16 protein-coding genes and 1 pseudogene (1 of these 17 cut by a window edge) are annotated in these 17,069 nt (G+C 64.8%); 11 read left to right on the forward strand and 6 right to left on the reverse strand.

Annotated features, from left to right (window positions below):
• Window positions 1-2,153, reverse strand: partial view of a transglycosylase domain-containing protein gene (locus J7E68_RS04875; RefSeq protein ID WP_215170375.1) — the 5' portion only. 361 nt of this gene lie to the left of the window's left edge; 2,153 of the gene's 2,514 nt are visible here — the first part of the coding sequence; it begins with the start codon at window positions 2,151-2,153; the stop codon falls past the left edge of the window.
• Window positions 2,154-2,231: 78 nt separating this feature from the next.
• On the opposite strand from J7E68_RS04875, the gene J7E68_RS04880 reads away from it, so the two are divergent.
• Together J7E68_RS04880 and J7E68_RS04885 are read left to right on the forward strand one after the other, a co-directional pair.
• A complete protein-coding gene (locus tag J7E68_RS04880) occupies window positions 2,232-2,459 on the forward strand; it encodes a DUF4177 domain-containing protein (protein WP_215170377.1) in 228 nt (75 codons plus the stop codon).
• Window positions 2,456-2,914, forward strand: coding sequence for a RidA family protein (locus tag J7E68_RS04885; protein WP_215170379.1), 459 nt, complete (start codon window positions 2,456-2,458; stop codon window positions 2,912-2,914). The genes J7E68_RS04880 and J7E68_RS04885 overlap by 4 nt, the downstream gene beginning before the upstream one ends.
• A 57-nt stretch (window positions 2,915-2,971) precedes the next feature.
• On the opposite strand, the gene acs is transcribed toward J7E68_RS04885, so the two are convergent.
• On the reverse strand, window positions 2,972-4,891 hold the full coding sequence (gene acs / locus J7E68_RS04890) for an acetate--CoA ligase (protein WP_215170381.1): 1,920 nt from the start codon (window positions 4,889-4,891) through the stop codon (window positions 2,972-2,974).
• 476 nt (window positions 4,892-5,367) lie between these two features.
• On the opposite strand from acs, the gene J7E68_RS04895 reads away from it, so the two are divergent.
• From J7E68_RS04895 to J7E68_RS04915, 5 genes are all read left to right on the forward strand, one after another.
• Window positions 5,368-6,381: a TadA family conjugal transfer-associated ATPase gene (locus J7E68_RS04895; protein ID WP_215170383.1), complete on the forward strand. Its 1,014-nt coding sequence runs from the start codon at window positions 5,368-5,370 to the stop codon at window positions 6,379-6,381.
• Window positions 6,375-7,271: a type II secretion system F family protein gene (locus J7E68_RS04900; RefSeq protein WP_215170385.1), complete on the forward strand. Its 897-nt coding sequence runs from the start codon at window positions 6,375-6,377 to the stop codon at window positions 7,269-7,271. The genes J7E68_RS04895 and J7E68_RS04900 overlap by 7 nt, the downstream gene beginning before the upstream one ends.
• Window positions 7,272-7,746: 475 nt before the next feature.
• On the forward strand, window positions 7,747-8,691 hold the full coding sequence (locus J7E68_RS04905; RefSeq protein WP_215170394.1) for a DUF6731 family protein: 945 nt from the start codon (window positions 7,747-7,749) through the stop codon (window positions 8,689-8,691).
• A 55-nt stretch (window positions 8,692-8,746) separates the two neighbouring features.
• Window positions 8,747-9,361 carry a hypothetical protein gene (locus J7E68_RS04910; protein WP_215170395.1) on the forward strand — a complete coding sequence of 205 codons (615 nt, stop codon included), beginning with the start codon at window positions 8,747-8,749 and terminating at the stop codon, window positions 9,359-9,361.
• Between the two features lie 21 nt (window positions 9,362-9,382).
• Window positions 9,383-9,892, forward strand: coding sequence for a hypothetical protein (locus J7E68_RS04915; protein ID WP_215170397.1), 510 nt, complete (start codon window positions 9,383-9,385; stop codon window positions 9,890-9,892).
• 102 nt (window positions 9,893-9,994) lie between these two features.
• Here the strand turns inward: J7E68_RS04915 and J7E68_RS04920 are convergent, their stop codons facing one another.
• Window positions 9,995-12,199, reverse strand: coding sequence for an AAA family ATPase (locus tag J7E68_RS04920; protein WP_215170399.1), 2,205 nt, complete (start codon window positions 12,197-12,199; stop codon window positions 9,995-9,997).
• 434 nt (window positions 12,200-12,633) lie between these two features.
• Between J7E68_RS04920 and J7E68_RS04925 the strand changes: the two genes are divergently transcribed.
• From J7E68_RS04925 to J7E68_RS04935, 3 genes are all read left to right on the forward strand, one after another.
• The gene (locus J7E68_RS04925) at window positions 12,634-12,828 is read left to right on the forward strand and encodes a hypothetical protein (RefSeq protein WP_215170401.1); all 195 of its coding nucleotides are present in this window, start codon (window positions 12,634-12,636) and stop codon (window positions 12,826-12,828) included.
• 115 nt (window positions 12,829-12,943) lie between these two features.
• Entirely contained in the window at window positions 12,944-13,423 is a 480-nt protein-coding gene (locus J7E68_RS04930; RefSeq protein ID WP_215170403.1) for a class I SAM-dependent methyltransferase, read from the forward strand.
• Window positions 13,424-13,589: 166 nt separating this feature from the next.
• The gene (locus tag J7E68_RS04935; RefSeq protein ID WP_215170405.1) at window positions 13,590-14,171 is read left to right on the forward strand and encodes a putative glycolipid-binding domain-containing protein; all 582 of its coding nucleotides are present in this window, start codon (window positions 13,590-13,592) and stop codon (window positions 14,169-14,171) included.
• A gap of 308 nt (window positions 14,172-14,479) precedes the next feature.
• On the opposite strand, the gene J7E68_RS04940 is transcribed toward J7E68_RS04935, so the two are convergent.
• From J7E68_RS04940 to J7E68_RS04950, 3 genes are all read right to left on the reverse strand, one after another.
• Window positions 14,480-15,238 (reverse strand): phosphotransferase, encoded by a 759-nt coding sequence (locus tag J7E68_RS04940; protein WP_215170407.1) that lies wholly within the window; start codon window positions 15,236-15,238, stop codon window positions 14,480-14,482.
• 241 nt (window positions 15,239-15,479) lie between these two features.
• Window positions 15,480-15,878, reverse strand: a complete 399-nt coding sequence (locus J7E68_RS04945) for a low molecular weight phosphatase family protein (protein WP_215170409.1) — start codon at window positions 15,876-15,878, stop codon at window positions 15,480-15,482.
• A 20-nt stretch (window positions 15,879-15,898) separates the two neighbouring features.
• Window positions 15,899-16,573 (reverse strand): helix-turn-helix domain-containing protein, encoded by a 675-nt coding sequence (locus J7E68_RS04950; RefSeq protein ID WP_215170411.1) that lies wholly within the window; start codon window positions 16,571-16,573, stop codon window positions 15,899-15,901.
• A 48-nt stretch (window positions 16,574-16,621) separates the two neighbouring features.
• Here J7E68_RS04950 and J7E68_RS04955 point away from each other — a divergent pair.
• Window positions 16,622-16,954 (forward strand): annotated as a pseudogene (locus tag J7E68_RS04955) (aquaporin); the annotation flags it as partial.
• Window positions 16,955-17,069: the final 115 nt, after the last annotated feature.

The following is a 17,069-nucleotide window of genomic DNA, read 5'->3' on the forward strand; positions in this document are numbered from 1 at the left end:
CACCTGTCGCCGCCGTAGATGGCGTTCGCCGCCTGCTGCGCGGCGCGGGCGACCGGATAGCGCAGGTCGCTGAGCTTGTAGCCGTTGTACCAGCTCTGGTTGATCGGGACCTCGCCCAGCGTGCGTCCGACCCAGACGGCCGTCGTCACCTTCGTGCTGGACTCGATCATCATCGTTCCCCAGCCGTTGTGGGTACCGGTCTTGCCGATCAGCGGGGTGCCGTCGTCGGTGTTCGCGCGCTGACCGGTACCGCCGCCGGTCATGACACCCTGCAGCGCGTAGGCGGCAGTGGCGGCGACCTCGGGGGAGATCACCTGGGAGCACGTCGACTCCGGAACCGGAAGCTCGTTGCCGTCGCCGTCGACGACGCGTGCGATCGCGACCGGCGTGCAGTGGATGCCCTTGTTCGCGACCGTCGCGTACGCCCCGGCCATCGCAAGAGGTGAGATGTACTTCGAGCCGAGGACGTCGAAGGGACGGTTCTCGTCCGTCGTCTTCCCACCCTTGGCGGGCGTGACGCCCATGCGGTCGGCGACCTTGTTGATGTCGCAGAGGTCGAGCTTCTCGGCCATCGCGAAGAAGCCGGTGTTCAGCGAGTCGCGGGTGAACCTCATCACGCTGCCGGTGTAGCCGGAGACGCGGTTGAAGTTACCGACCTCCTTGCTGTCGAAGGTGAAGGTCTCGCCCTCGCACGAGGCGGGGATCGACATCCGGCGAGTGGTGCCGTTCAGCGTCTCACGAACCGAGTGGCCCTTCTCGAGCCAGTCGATCAGCGTGAAGAGCTTGTACGTCGATCCCACGGAGAACCCGCCGGACCCGCCGTGCGCCTGGTCGGAGGCCCAGACCAGCGCCGAGTAGGCCTGGTCGTTCTGCACCGTCTCGCTGAACGTGGTGTTCTGCGTGATGGCGAGGACCTTGCCCGTGCCGGTCTCGATCGAGACCCCGGCCGCGCCGAAGTACTGGTTGTCGGGGTTCTTCGGCACCAGCTCGTTCATCGCGTTCGCAGCCGCGTTCTGGATGTCGATGTTCATCGTCGTGTAGATCTTCAGGCCGCCCTGACGCAGCAGATCCTTGCGAGCGGTCTCGTTCTCGCCGAACGCGGGGTCGGTGAGGACGACCGACTTCACGTACTCGCAGAAGTACGCGCTGCGCGCCACGTTGCCTGCCGAGACGCAGCCCTGGGTGGGCTGGGTGATCGCGGGCGTGATCGGCGACGCATCCGCCTCGTCGTACTGAGCCTGTGTGATCTTGCCGAGGGTCAGCATGCGCTGGAGCACGTAGTGACGACGCTCGAGCGTCATCGCATAGCCGTCTGCCTTGCTGTTGTGGGCGACGCCGTCCTTGTCGGTCCAGGTGCCCGCCTCTTTGTCGATGCGGTACAGGTTCGGGTTCTGCACCATGCCGGCGATCGTGGCAGCCTGCGCTGCCGTGAGCTTCGCCGCCGTGGTCGAGAAGTAGTAGTTGGCCGCCGACTCGATGCCGTAGACCGTGCCGCCGAAGTTGGCGATGTTGAGGTACCCGAGAAGGATGTCGTTCTTCGAGTACTCCTTCTCGATCTGCAGGGCGTAGCGCATCTCCTGCAGCTTGCGCTCGACGCCCTCGGCGCCCTTCGCGTTCGTGGCCGCCTCCCAGCACGCCTGCAGATCGTCGGCGTAGGTGCCGGACGCGGGGTCGGCCTCCTGCTCGCACTCCTGGATCAGGACGTTCTTCACGTACTGCTGGGTGATCGTCGAGGCGCCGCGGTCGTCGGTGCCGCGCAGGTTGTCGACCAGGGCCTTGGTCGTCGCGCCGACGTTGATTCCGCCGTGCGTGAAGTAGTCCTTGTCCTCACTCGAGAGGATCGCGTCGTACACCACGGGGTTGATCTGGTTGTACGTCACCGGGATGCGGTTCTGCTCGTAGAACGACGCCAGCTCGACCGGCTTGTCCTCCGAGTTCATCGCGTAGATGGTCGACTGCTCCATCGGCCGGTTCACCTGCAGGTTGGCCGGGAGCTTGTCGAAGATGGTGAGGGCCTGGGATCCGGCGATACCCGTCATGGCGAGGACCGGGGTGACGCTGGCCGCGACGAGGAGGCCGGCTACGGCGCTGAGCCCGACGAGTCCGAGGACTCCGCCGAGCGCACCTTTCACCGTGCGATTCTTTTGAGGCATACGCTAGATCGTAGGGGAGTTCCCTGAATACCGCCTTTGACGCATCCGCGCGCGCCGATGCGGCCAGACAGGAGTGCCATGACCAAGTGGGAGTATCTCACCACGCCTCTGCTGATCCACAACACCGCCGCGATCCTCAACAACTGGGGCAAGCAGGGGTGGGAACTCGTGCAGGTCGTGCAGGGACCCGAGGGCGGGCTCGTCGCCTACTTGAAGCGCCCGGTGACGGCGGATGCCGCGGGCAACGCCGCGGGCCTCGCTGCAGCAGCCGAAGCATCCCGTCAGTTCGAGGGAGGAGCGGCATGAGCATCTCGCAGCGCCTGACCGAGCTCGGAATCGAGCTGCCCGTCGTCGCCGCTCCCGTCGCGGCATACGTGCCGGCCGTCGTGCACGACGGACTCGTCTACACCTCGGGCCAGCTGCCCTTCACCGGCGGCGCACTGCCTGCGACCGGAAAGGTCGGCGCCGAGGTCACCGCCGACGACGCCAACGCCTACGCCCGCACCTGCGCGCTGAACGCCCTCGCGGCCGCTGCGGCTGCCGCCGGTGGCGTCGACAACATCCGCGGAGTGCTGCGTGTCGGTGGCTTCGTGGCATCGACCCCCGACTTCTCGGGCCAGCCCGGGGTCATCAACGGCGCAAGCCTGGTGCTGGGCGAGATCTTCGGCGACGCAGGTCAGCACGTGCGTGCGGCCGTCGGCGTGCCCGTGCTGCCGCTCGACAGCCCCGTCGAGGTCGAGGTCACCTTCATCCTCGCCTGACGCCCTGCATGACGAACGCCCCCTCTCGATTCGAGAGGGGGCGTTCGTCGTCTGCGGCTACTTGACCTGGGCCGAGATGATGCTCATGACCGCGGTGTCGGCGAGTGTCGTGGTGTCGCCGACCTCGCGCCCCTCTGCGACGTCACGCAGCAGCCGGCGCATGATCTTGCCCGACCGGGTCTTGGGCAGCTCGCCGACGATGTACACGTCGCGCGGGCGGGCGATCGCACCGATCTGCTCGCCGACCCACAGGCGCAGCTGCTGGGCGAGACCGGCCGGGTCGTGGGCCGACAGGTAGCTCTCCTTGATGATGACGAAGGCGACGACCGCCTGGCCGGTCGTCTCGTCAGCTGCTCCGACGACGGCGGCTTCGGCGGTGGCCTCGTGAGCGACCAGGGAGGATTCGATCTCGGCGGTCGAGAGCCGGTGACCCGAGACGTTCATGACGTCGTCGACGCGTCCGAGCAGCCACAGGTCGCCATCCTGATCGAGGCGTGCGCCGTCGCCCGCGAAGTAATAGCCCTGCTTCTCGAACTTGTCCCAGTACGTCTCCTTGAAGCGCTCGGGGTCGCCCCAGATGCCGCGCAGCATGCTCGGCCACGGCTCGGTCACGACGAGCAGGCCGCCGTTGCCGTTGCCGACCTCGGCGCCCGCCTCGTCGACGACGTCGATCGCGATGCCGGGCAGCGGCACCTGGGCCGAGCCGGGCTTGGTCGCCGTGACCCCGGGGAGCGCCGACACCATGATCGCGCCCGTCTCGGTCTGCCACCAGGTGTCGACGATCGGCGTCGTGCCGGCGCCGATCACATCGCGGTACCAGATCCACGCCTCGGGGTTGATGGGTTCGCCCACCGAGCCGAGCAGGCGCAGCGACGACAGGTCGAACTTCGCAGGCACGCTGCGGCCGATCTTCATGAACGAGCGGATCGCGGTGGGAGCCGTGTAGAAGATCGAGACCTTGTACTTCTCGATGATCTCCCACCAGCGGCCGGGGTGCGGCGAATCGGGGGTGCCCTCGTAGATGACCTGGGTCGCGCCGTTCGCGAGCGGACCGTACGTGACGTAGCTGTGCCCGGTGATCCAGCCGATGTCGGCCGTGCACCAGTAGACATCGGTCTCGGGGTGCAGATCGAACACGTACTTGTGCGAGTACGCGGCCTGGGTGAGGTAGCCGCCCGACGTGTGCAGGATGCCCTTGGGCTTTCCCGTCGTGCCTGACGTGTAGAGGATGAAGAGGGGGTTCTCGGCGGGGAACGCCGCTGCCGTGTGCTCGGCGGATGCTGCCGGCACCACGTCGTGCCACCACAGGTCGCGTCCGTCTTCCCAGTCGACCTCGTTCTCGCCGCGGCGGACGACGAGCACGTGCTCGACGGTCTGCTGCTCGCCGTCGCCGCGGTCGGACAGCGCCTGGTCGACCGCGGGCTTCAGCGCCGACACGCGACCCTTGCGGTAGCCGCCGTCGGCGGTGATGACGAGCTTCGCCCCGGCGTCGTCGATGCGCGAGCGCAGGCTGTCGGCGCTGAACCCGCCGAACACGACCGAGTGGATGGCCCCGACCCTGGCGACGGCGAGCATCGCGGCGACGGCCTCGGGGATCATCGGCAGGTAGATGGCGACGCGGTCGCCGTGGCCGACGCCGAGTCCTTCGAGCACGTTGGCCACGCGCTTCACCTCATCGGTGAGCTCGGCGTACGTGATGGTGCGCGAGTCGCCGGGTTCGCCCTCCCAGTGCAGCGCGACGCGGCCGCCGTTGCCAGCCTCGACGTGGCGGTCGAGGCAGTTGTAGGCGACGTTCAGCTCACCGTCGTCGAACCACTTCGCGAACGGCGGNNCCCGGGACTGCTCGGCCCAGAACGCCTCGCGATCGGCGGCAGCGCGCTCGTACAGAGCCGGTGACGACACCGACTGCGCGACGAACTCCTCGGACGGCGGGAACTGGCGGGTCTCATCGAGAAGATGATCGATCTGGCTGCTCATCGGCAGACGCTCCTTTGCGGCATGGCAGGTCGTGCGGGCATGACCGCGCGGGCACGATCAGGTCAGGGCGAATCTAGTCTCGGCCCTGGAGGCCGCATACTGCCGAAAGTAGGTAGTGGAGCTGGTTTTGTCAGGACGGTTGCCTTGCGTACACTCGACGACAGCCGAATTCTCATTCTGGCCTTGGCGTGCCCGATTCCCCCTGAGGGTGCGCCGTGGGCGGCATCTCATTCCCCCCGTGAGATGCCGCCCCTCTTCGTTGGGAGCGCTCTCGCCGGACGGGCTCAGTGCGCGACCGTCGCCCGTTCGCATCGGCTGTCGCCGTCTGCCGTCTGCCGTCCGCCGCCTGCCGTCCACCGCCTGCCGCCTGCCGTCCGCGTCTGCACAGGTGCGGGCGTGCGGTGGTTCCTCACAGCGGTCGCGCGATGCCGCCGCTCGCGAGCAACCGGGTGGGCGGGCCCGTCTAGCTTCGGGGGATGCCCGATCCCTTCATCATCCAGCCGCGCGGCACGTCGATGCCGGGTGCGGGCGCGCACACGCTCGCCCCGTCTCCGCTCGACATCGATCCGGTCTTCGGCCCGCTCGCCGAGCACTGCCTCGACGAAGAGGTCACGGACATCTTCGTCAACGGCGCCGCGGGCCTGTTCGTCGACCGCGGGCACGGCACCGAGCGGGTGGCGAGCTGGAGTGCGTCGGAACGCGAGGTGCGCGACCTCGCCGTCGCCCTGGTCGGCCTCGGCGGGCGGCACCTCGACGATCAGGCGCCCTGTGTCGATGTCCGACTGCAGTCCGGCATCAGGGTTCATGCGGTGCTCGCGCCGGTGTCGACCTCGGGAACGGCGTTGTCCATCCGCGTCCCTCGAGTACGCGCCGTCGACCTCGCCGCGCTCGCCGCGCTCGACGCGTTCGATGCCAGGCAGCACTGCTGGCTTCTCGGACTGGTCGCGGCGAGGGCCAACATCCTCATCACCGGGGGCACCGGCACCGGCAAGACGACGCTTCTCTCGGCGCTTCTGTCGGAGGTGCCGGATGCCGAGCGCATCGTCACGATCGAAGACGTGGCCGAGCTGCGTCCGCGCCATCCGCATCACGTCGCTCTCGAAGCACGCCAGTCGAATCTCGAAGGGGCAGGAGGCATCGGCCTCGCGCGGCTCGTGCGGGAGTCGCTGCGGATGCGTCCGGATCGTCTCGTGGTGGGCGAATGCCGAGGGGAAGAGGTCAGAGAGCTGCTCACTGCGCTGAACACCGGCCACGACGGTGGCGCCGGCACCCTTCATGCGAGCGGACTGAGCGATGTTCCCGCGAGACTCGAGGCGCTCGGTGCTCTGGCCGGAATGGATGCGACCGCACTGGCTCGACAGGTGGTGAGCGCCTTCACGGTCGTCCTGCATCTCGAGCGCGCCCTCGGTGGACGGCGACGCATCGCGCAGGCCGGGCGGTTCACCCTCGAGGGCGATCGCCTCGATATAGAAGAGGTGCGTCCGTGGTGAGGGCATGGCGCCGCACGACTCCTCGGCCCGATTCCGACACGGCGACCTCGGTGCAGACGCTCGCCGTGCTCCTTCAGGCGGGTGCGGTGCCGACGGTCGCGTGGCGCCACCTGGCATCGATCGGCGATGCGCACGCGGCGGCGGTGGTCGCGCGTCTCGACGACGGCGTTCCGCTGATCGCAGCGATCGACGCCGAGGGCGGCGCGTGGAGAGACCTCGCGGCGGCGTGGGAGGTCGCGACCATCGTCGGTGCTCCACTCGCCGAGGTGCTGCGCATGACCGCCGAGACCCTCAGAGACGCTGCGTCGGCCGCCGACGACGTGCGCATCGCCCTCGCGGAGCCTGCGGGCACGGCCAGGCTGCTGCTCTGGATGCCGTTCGCAGGTCTTCTGCTCGGGTTCGCGCTCGGATTCGACACCCTCGGCGTGATCGTCGGCACCCCCGCGGGCGCGGGGTGCCTCGTGGCGGGGCTGCTGCTCGTGCTCGCCGCCCGGGGGTGGACCTCTCGGCTGCTGCGCCGAGCGCGCCCCGGCCCGGGGACGCCGGGGATGCGGGCCGAACTCGTCGCGGTCGCTCTCTCGGGCGGCGCATCGATCGACCGTGCTGTGCGACTCGTCGCCGAGAGCCCGGCGTCGCGCCACGGCGATGATGACCGCATCAGTGCCGTCCTCGAGCTGTCCCACGTGGCGGGTGTTCCGGCCGGTGAGCTGCTTCGCGCGTCGGCGAGCCAGGAACGCCATGCGTCACGGGTCGACGGTCGGATGCGCGCGGCGAAGCTCTCGACCGCACTGCTGATCCCGCTCGGCGTCTGCACGCTTCCGGCGTTCCTCCTGCTCGGCGTCGCACCGCTGCTGCTGAGCGTCCTCGCATCGACACCGATGCCGTCGTGACGACGGCCCGCCACTCCGGACGCACGTGCGTCCGCCCAGAGAAAGAAGGAACACATGAACACCCTCCCTCCGCTCACCCGCAGCCGCGCCGCCGTCCTGTTCGGCGACGACACCGGTGCTGCCACCGCCGAGTACGCGATCACGACCATGGCCACCGTGAACCTAGATAAACAGATCTTTTATCGCCACGATGCACTTCGCCGGGAGCCGCAACTTGCACTACACCAGCAGGTGAACCCACTCCGAGCTCGCCAGACGCGACTGTCATCCTCGGCGCTCGCATTCAGATCGCAACCTTGCCGGAGGCGCTACACGCCATCGGACAACGCTCATCGAGATCCTCGCGAATCGGGCCGAAGAGGAGCATCTCGGATTTAGTAGGCACATTCGCGAGGTTCTAGGCGGAAGTTCCCCTGGGTCGCGTCGGCTTACCGCTAGCGTGAGTGTGAATAGTCGCACTGTGAGGAGGGGGCACATGGCACAGTCTGGCCCGAAACTACGTGAACGCACGATCAACTTCTACGAGGTAGTGAAGTGGGTCAACGTGACGTCCAACGAACGGATGAAGCAGGCCGACTGGCAGGCCATACTCAAGGCGCTCGCGAGCGTACCGCTTCACGATCGGGTCTGGAATGGCCCTGATCGCACCCTCATCGGAGAGGTGATGCATGTGGACGGCGCGTATCACCTGAAGCTGATGCTCGTGCGGGATCAGGACGCCTGGCTCGATATCTACGACGAGAAAAAGGACACGATCGGCGAACTGAAGCTGGAAGACGCGACCCAGCTGGTAGAGCCGTCCATCATCGCCTTCCTGGACTACGGAAACGTGATCGGGCTCATCCAGGGTTCGACTACGGCCCCCACGCCCAGCTCGTTCACGTTGTGGCTCAACAACCTGAAGATCTTGGGGGACGGATTCGTCGTAGACACCGAGCCGATGGTGTCGCACGAAATCCAGCAGATGATCAATCAGTCCGCTGAGCTTGATCGCATCTCAATCAAGGTGCACACCAATAAGGCAGATGCGCTGGAGAAGCGTGGGGCGAAGCTTTCGAATGTTCTTCGAGCCGTCAAGGAAGAGTACGGCTCGATGGTCGTCACAGTTATTCTGCAGCCGGGTCGCGCGAAGGACATGGCCGAGGGGCGGAGAGCTGTTCGCGAGGAGGCGAAGGTGATCGCTGAGGCTTCTGACAACAACGAGATTCGAAGCGCGAAGGGGCGACTCGTGTACATCGAAGCTGACGACAAGCGGCATGGCGTGGACGTAGACTTCGCGAAGCAGAAGATTACCGCGAAGAGGAAGATTTCGACGACGGCGGATGATGGTAGCCCCATTCGAAACGAGTCGGCGGTACGCGCAATCATCGACGTGGCGATCGAGCATGAGCAGGAGTTGCGCAAGATCGTGAACGCCTGACGCGTTGTCTGTGGCCCCTGCGAGAATCAGGGTGAGATCGAAGGGAGGAGCGGTCATGCTCAAGGCTCTAGTCAAGCTATCGGCAGACGTTCGCGACCTCTGGATCGACCGCATCTGGCTCGACTACGTCATTGCCGCCGCCATCGTCGGGGCGCACCTCCTGTTGATCCTGTGGTGGCCTTGGCTAGACGTTCTCGCCGCAGCATCGGCGCCGGATCGGCGTGCCGTCTACTCCGCCGCGGCGATCGTCGTGTCACTGCTCGGATCATTTAGCGCGGTCGCGATCGGCCAGCTCGGCTCGGCGAAAGGCGAGCGCGCAGACACGCTGCGTGAAGCCGGCGGCGCCGATCTCGCTCGTAACTGGCGCAGCGTGTTCCGCACGGCCTTGCTGTGCGCGCTGATCGCCATCTTCGGACTCCTGCTTGACCCGTCTAACCCACCCGCCGTCACTGCGACCAGCCCTCAACCGCTGACCCCCGAAATCATCCGATGGATCTTCGAGGCCGGTCTGGTCTTGGCGGTTGTGCGATTCGTGCGCCTGAGTGCGTTCTTTGTCGAAGTGCTGGAGGTGGCATCCCTCGGAGGCACCGATGCTCCCAGCAAGCGTGCCGCGCCCCCGGTGCCCGATCCTGATTGGGCGAAACGTCGTAGGACGGGAAACGGTAACTGAGCTCGTCAGTATGCTCTCTTCATGACGATCGCCGCCGCCTCGATGACAACCGTGGCTATCGACCCGGCGATCCTGGCCTTGTTACCGATCGTCGGCGTCACGCTTACGATCGTCGCGGGACTCGTGGGCGCGTGGATACAGGGACGTCGCGAGCACGAGCGCTGGGTGCGCGAGCAACGGTATGAGGCATACACCCGCACCGTTCACATCGGAAGCACCGTTCGAGCCGTCGCGGCTGAGATCGTCGCGATAGTTCGCGACGTTCAGGCGGGAAAGATTTCAGAGAACAAGCGTCAAGTTACCGCTGCCCGATTGCAGGAACGAACCGCCCACCTCAATGAGCTCGGCGATGCGGTAGCGGAAAGAATGGCGCCCCTCGTGATCCTAGGACCGAAGACAGTGAGCGACGCGTATGGTGCTCTCATTGCCTCGATGAGTCCGCCCGAAGAGATGGATCTGGACAAAGTGAATCGGGCGGAGTCGGTGCTCGGCGAGGCCATGCGCAAGGCACTCGGCATCAAGGACTACTAGGACAACGACGATGTAGCTCGTCGGTACGCGCACTCATTGGGATCGTCCCAGCGTTTTCCAGCGCCGCTAAGATGCGCATGAGTCGTCGCGGTGAAGGAACACTTACGATGTCAAGACGAGGACCTTCTCGCCGCATGGGCAGCTGATCGCGTTCCCGGATCGCCGAACCCAGTCGGCGCAAGTTGAACAGTGGGTCGCGGAGTAGAGGGTCATGACCTTCTCGGCGAAGCTAATCACATCCGTTCCAGCGATGCCATCAGCCCAGTCGTTGTAGTGAGCGCCGAGCTGATTGCGAAGGTCGATTCTTGACGTGATCGCCTCGATCGTCGTCGCGAGCTGGGTCTTCTTCAAGTGCTTCGCGATACTGGGCCAGAGGTCACCAAGGGTGTAGCGATCTCCTTGTCTTCGAGTCACACTAGATCCGATCCTCCAGCTCACCTGCTGCGTGACCTCTTCGAGTAGCAGGCCAGCAGCGGCCGTAGTCAAACGATCGTCTGTGCCGCTCATCGCGTTACTTAGTGATTCGGCTCGATTGGACGGTGGGCCTGATACCTGGATGCCGTTGTTGTATGACCATCGGTGCACATGACGCTCAACGAATCGTCGGCCTTTGCGTTGGAAGAGCGCTCTGACTTGCTCAAGCCATGCGCGGTCGTGGCCGGTGATGATCAGTTGCCAATCGTGAAATTCGTCGAGCACGTGTTCCATGAGTCCGAGTCGGATAGTCGCATCCACGCTTTGCAAGGCGTCATCGAGAACCAATACACGCGCTTGGCCCAACGCGGCGGCTCGTTTGGCTACCGTCAAGAAGAACAGTAGTGCGACGAGGTCCTTGTACCCCTCGCTGAAGACCTGCTGAGGTAGCGCAAGGGAACCATCGTCAAATTCGACCAGCACGTCGAGGCTCACTGGCCCGGACCGCGCGACTAAGACTTTGATTGCCTTTACATGTTCCGCGTTCGTGACCTTCTTAAAGCTCGTGGTCAGATCACCCGTAGCAGATTGAAGAATCGGCACCACTCGATTGAGTTGCTCCCGATAGGCGATCGGGTTGAGCTTTTGAATCCCAGCATCCAACTTCTTCTTGATGCTCGAGAGCCGTTGCTGGGCTTTGCTGACCTCTGCCACCACCCGCGCGGCTTCCGCAGACAGCCGACTGGGCCCGAAGGCCGACGGGCGTTGCATTCGGTCGACAAAGTTATTCAGAGCTGTTGCATTGCGGAGATCAGATTTCTCGTCAGGGAAAAGCTTCTCGAGCTGCTGGGCGCCGTTGTCGCGAACCAGGCGTAGTACGTGCTGTTCCTCCTCGAGCGAGCGGAGCTCTTCATCCGGCCGCATGCCCAAGCTACCGTTCGGATCAGGGAAGTAGTCGAAGAAGACGGTTCCACGCGAAAGTGACTCTGTATCAAGGAACCGCAGGATGTCGGCTCGGCGGATGACTAGCGGTGCGATGCGAAACCCCGGCCGAACCGGACCCGTCGAGGGTTCGTCTCTACCCGCGGCGTTCTTTACCAACGATCGATGCACCGATGAGCCGTCGCTCAGCTTGACGCTTGCAGCAACATCTGCGGAGCTCAAGTTCCTGACTGAGGGGCGCAGTGTGCTGTTGAAGTCTGCGGAGCGGTCGACCCTTCCCTGCAGCGCGAACTCCAGCCCGTCAATGAGCGTCGACTTCCCCATTCCGTTGTCTCCCCACAGGAGTACATCGCTGGATTCACCCGCGTCGCCGATGCTCAGCGTGACCCGGCCCGCACTACCGCGAAAGCCTGAGACTGAAACCTCTGAAAGGCGCATCCTCTCTTCAGAGCGGTCGTATTCGGGCGGAAGAACTTCGTGCTGTTCCGTACGAGCGTCCGCGGTTGCTGCGAGCCGTGTGGCCACTTGGAGGTCTATTGGTCGGTCGTCAGCCTCCGCAATGCGAGCAGCGAGTGGTGTGCTCAGTAGATTCTTCGCAGCGCGGAGGCGAACGATGGTCTTGTTCCACTCGGGCTTGGATAGCCCGACGATGAAACGTATGTCGCTCTCTGAAGCGGGTTTGCGCGCGTTGCGCGACATCCCCGCGACACGCTGCGGGACAGTCCCAAGGCATTCTGCGAGATCGGAGATCATCGCGGTGACCGACGATCTCACCGAACGGGCTTGGCCGCGTCCGATACTCGCAATCATCGAGACGACCTCGTTCACGACGCGGTCATGGTCCTTGATCAAACCGCTGCTGCGAACCGCTCGAATGGCACGGTCTAGTAGCTCAAGGCGCAGCAGCAGCGCTCCCGTTTTCTCGCCATTGCGTGACGCAGCGATCCGCATGCTGTATAGAGCTTCATCGCGGACGCGACCTAACCGAAGCGGTGATGCGCTCGGGTCGACATGCGTGGATAGAACCCGACGAATCGTTGACAGCGAGCTATACACATCTTTCGAGCTACGACTCATGAGACCCCTTGGCATTGATTGGACGAGCAGTCCTCGACGGATCTTAGCTGCGTTGAAGCACCCCATGCACCGGGTGTTGAAGCAACTTGAGCCGCGCCGGATAGCTGCGATAACTGGTCTTATCGTCGGTAAAGGGCCAGACAGGGAAGTGAGATGTGGCTGAGCAGGTGAGAGCGCGTTTCCAGTGCTGGCGCGGCGCAGTCGGCGACACGCGGACTTGATGCCGAACCTGAGAGCGAGATAGAACGGAGGCGGAGGCGGTCACCCCGAGGGTGGTTCTCATGTAGCCGTGCGCATTGGCTCTGCGGATGGAGCCGAACCCGCTGCTGCCGTCGTTCCTCGATTTGCTGCAGATCGTCGGCATTGCCATGGCCGTAATCGTGCTGCTCGGCGTCGTGTTCGGGGTGTGGCTGTCCAATCGCTCGCGGACGCGGAGAGTCGAAACTCGACGGTTCAGCGAGGGTGGAATGCCGGAGTGCTTCCTGCAAGGATCGGACGAGTGATCGAAGACGCGAAGGAATTGTGGGACCGAGAGGCAGAGACGTTCGATCAGGCCGCTGATCATGGTCTCCGCGATCCTGTCGTCCGTCGCGCGTGGGCCGATCTGCTACTCCCCCGGTGATCGGGGAACCCGGCCGCCGCGTTGCAGATTTGGGGTGCGGCACGGGAACTCTGTCCACTCTTCTCGCGGAGGAGGGACAGCACCTCGTGCACGGAGTGGACTTCTCGACCGAGATGATCCGACGGGCGCGCGAGAAGGCGACCAACGTCGTACCGCGCCCGGTCTTCACAGTGGCGGATGCCTCGGAGCCACCGTTACCGCCGGCTTCATTCGACGTGATTCTTTGCCGCCACGTCTTGTGGGCGATGCGCGACCCCTCCGACGCACTGCAGAGATGGATCGAGTTGCTGGCTCCAGGCGGAGTGCTCGTCCTGATCGAAGGCAGGTGGAGTAATGGTGTGGGTCTGGAGGCATCCGAGTGTGCTCGACTCGTCGGGAGTCTTCGGGCCGACGTTCAACTGCAGATGCTGGATGACGACGTGTACTGGGGCGGGCGAACCGATGATGAGCGATATCTGATTCTCAGCGCGAGCTGAGTGCTCGGCATCCGGCCGCAAGCTCTCCCTGCCGTAAACGATCGTTTGTGGCGGCTTGCTGCGATCGCGAGACAGGGCGGCCGCAAACGGCGGCCGATTCAGAACCAGGTTTTGGGCGATCAGGTTCCGGAACCGAGAAGCCGCCTAAAACGATAGATTCCCGTTCATGAGACTGACGACACCACCCGGCGGGGCGAGATGGACTCACACAGACGCGAGAGCTGGCTTCGAGGTTGTATTCTTCAAGGCTCTGAGCGCTGGTTATCTTCTAAGCGGTCATACCACCGCACACGAGTCCTGTGCGCTGTGGTCGGTCGGCTATGACGTGACAGTGGACCATGCCTGGAAAACTGTGGCGGTGCATGCGTCCAACGTGACGGCTGAGGGGAAGGGCGAACTGACGCTGTCGCGTGACTCCGACGGAGGGTGGACCGCGAACGGGGAGCCGCGACCTGAGCTTGACGGCTGCCTGGATGTTGACTTCGAGTCCTCCGCGGTGACGAACACGCTCCCCCTCCACCGTCTCGACTTCATTGAGGGAGTCGGTGTTGACGTACCGGCAGCTTTTGTCCGAGCCGATGACCTCCGTGTGGAACGTCTCGAACAGCGCTACACATTGATCGACGCAGGCCCGAAGCAGATTCTGTTCCACTACGAGTCATCGACCTTCGAGTCCGCGTGCGATCTGCGGTACGACAGCTCAGGACTCGTCGTTGAGTATGCGGGGATTGCGATCAGAGAAACCTAGGCAAGGGTCCACCGAAAACGATCGTTTCCGGTGGAGGAGCCTGATGATCGCCGAAAACGTCAGCGCATTGGCGCCCTACCCATGACGCCGTATTCATGGGACGATCGGTCGCATGACTACCCCGATCCTCGCCATCGTTTGCGCCCTCGGAATCATCGTTCCGCTGGTGCTCGGACTCCTGCCGAGCCAGCGTAAGCGGCGCGCGGCTCGCCGCTAAGTCGCAAGGCCGCATTCGTTCACACAGTGCAAGGTGGCCCTGCCGCAAACGATCGTTTTCGGCAGGGCCCTTGAGGTGACCAGATACTTCGTCAAGAAACCCCGAGCGAATCCAGCCAGATGATCCGGTGGGAACGAACGTACGTGTCCGCGGCTGACCAGTGGTCTCCGTGGCCAGCCGTGAACATCGATGCCCAGGGCTCCTTGCCTGCCTCGTGAGACGTGCGCAGCAAGTGAAACATTGCCGCTGTGCGCTCGCCCATCGTGTCAGGAAGTATGCGCCGCAGGATGCTTTCCGCTCGGTATCCCTCGATGAATGCCGCGAGGTCACCAGCAGCTACGTGCGGGTCCCGGGTGGGGTCCGAGAGAGCGAAGGCTTGCGCAGCGTACGCCAGGTCCCAGGCGCGAGTGCTGGGCGCTGCCGCATCCCAATCGATGAAGAGCCAACGCTCGCCTATGAGCAGGTTCCAGGGCGCGAGGTCATTGTGGCAAATGAGCTCGTGAGACGGCGCGGGTATCGCCGTTTCCCAGACGGCACCTGCAGGCGGCGTGTACATGGCGCTTGCATCGTGGATGGTTCGCACCATCGCACCCACACGGTGAAGATCAGCGCGAGGAAGCGGATACGACTCGATAGCGAGCGTCCCAGGCACGAACTCCTGCACCTGACGCCCCACGTCGTCCCGCCCCATCGGAGCTGGCGCGTCCACCCCTGCCGACCGGAGCGCTTCGACGAACGCTATGACGCTCGCTGTCGAAGCCGTCCACGGCTTGCGGACAGTCTCACCGATTCGAACAACGCTGCCCCCACTCGCGTTGCCACCGGACAACCGCTCTTCTTCGTGAGTCATATCCATCAGCGAATCACAGACTCAGCCTTCATGCCGAAAGTCCCTGCCAAAACCCGCTCCTGGAGATCGTTAGTGGCAGGCCAGTCAGACCTCCGGCGCTGAGCGAGCCGCAAACGATCGTTTCCGGCGAGGTGCCCCGTGCAGCCGCTGACAGGGATGCAGAAACGTGCGCCGTAAGCGGGTTTCGGCAGTCGTATTCGGTGGACGAGTGTGGAGGTCTGGCGCTCCCGCTCCGATCAGCTCAACGGTTGAGAAGCGTGGTCTGGATCTTCTCGGATACGGCCTGGCGCAGCGGGCGGACTGCTTCGGCGTCCCAGGACTCTGGGTTCGGGAACGACCACTCCAGAACGTCTCCGCGGGGCGTGGAAGGCAATGTGAGTCCCGGCTTCATGAGCACCACGATGTCGGCGGTGTCCAGGTCCTCGACCGTGACGGCGCGGGGTGCCCGAGCGGTGATGTCCATTCCGAGCTCTGCAATGGTGGCGGCTACGGCCGGGTTCACTTCATCGGCGGGGGAAAGGCCAGCGGAGGTGGCGCCGAAGCGGTCGCCGGCTAGGTGTTCCAGGAGGGCTGCGCCGAGCTGCGAGCGGCCGGCGTTGTGCTGGCAGATGAAAAGGACGGTCGGAGTGGCGTCAGTCACGGGTTCTCTTTCGGGGTGAGTCAGCTGGCGGCGAGCCGGGGTGCGAGTTCCGCGATCCGGCGCTCCAGCTCGTCAAAGGTGGTGTCGAAGGCGTCGTCGGTGCCGATCCGCACGGGGTCGGGGATCGACCAGTGCAGGTGTCCGGCAACGCCAAGTTCTTCGTGGGCGCTGTCGCATACGGTGACCACAAAGTCTGAATCGTTCAGGATCGAAGTCAAGGCTCGGGGCGATTCATCCCGCAGAGCGAGCGAGTGGCGATCTGCTGCGGCCACAGCGCCCGGATCTATCCGTTCGGCCGGATGCGTTCCTCCGGATGACGCCGGGATGCTGCTGTGGGTCGACCACAACGCCGCCGCGAGCTGCGACCGCGCGGAGTTCGCGGTGCAGACGAATATGACACGGCTCGCGCGTTCCGCCCGTCCGGGAGTGAGTCCGTGAAGAGCGTCGTCGGTCAGATGGACGTAGCTGCGGCGCTTGTCCGCCTCTGAGCGGGAGCGTGACACCATCCCCACGGACTCCAGCACATTCAGGTGGTGCGTGATGAGGTTCGACGGGAGACCTAGTGCCACCCCGATCTCGGTCGGGGAGAGGTCGCCCAGTGTGAGGCGATCGACGATTCGCAGGCGTGATGGGTCGCTGAGCGCAGCATGCTTTGCCGCGCGCGCCGCTACCTGATCAATTCGTTCAGTGTTCATTGTCTCAATCTTGACTGAACTACCACATTCGGGTCAAGATGAGCCGACATGAAAACTTCTCACCCCTCCCTCACCGAAGCAGAGCGGCCACACGCGCTGCGCCGCGCTGCCGCCGAGTTCCTCGGAACCGGTCTGCTCGTCACCGTCGTTGTGGGCTCCGGTATTGCCGCGCAGCGGTTGTCCCCGGACGATGTCGGTCTCCAGCTGCTGGAGAACAGCCTGACCACGGCCCTCGGTCTGACGGTCCTGATCCTGATGCTCGGTCCGGTGTCCGGTGCGCACTTCAACCCCGTGGTGACGGTCGCGGATTGGCTGCTTGGCCGCAGCATCGGTACCGGTCTTCCGCTGCGCGACGTCCCCCCGTATGTGCTCCCGCAGATCTCCCCCCCCCCCCCCCCCCCCCCCCCCCCCCCCCCCCCCCCCCCCCCCCCCCCCCCCCCCCCCCCCCCCCCCCCCCCCCCCCCCCCCCCCCCCCCCCCCCCCCCCCCCCCCCCCC

Origin of the sequence: Microbacterium sp. ISL-103, assembly GCF_018613995.1 — a bacterium.
Classification (GTDB): domain Bacteria; phylum Actinomycetota; class Actinomycetes; order Actinomycetales; family Microbacteriaceae; genus Microbacterium.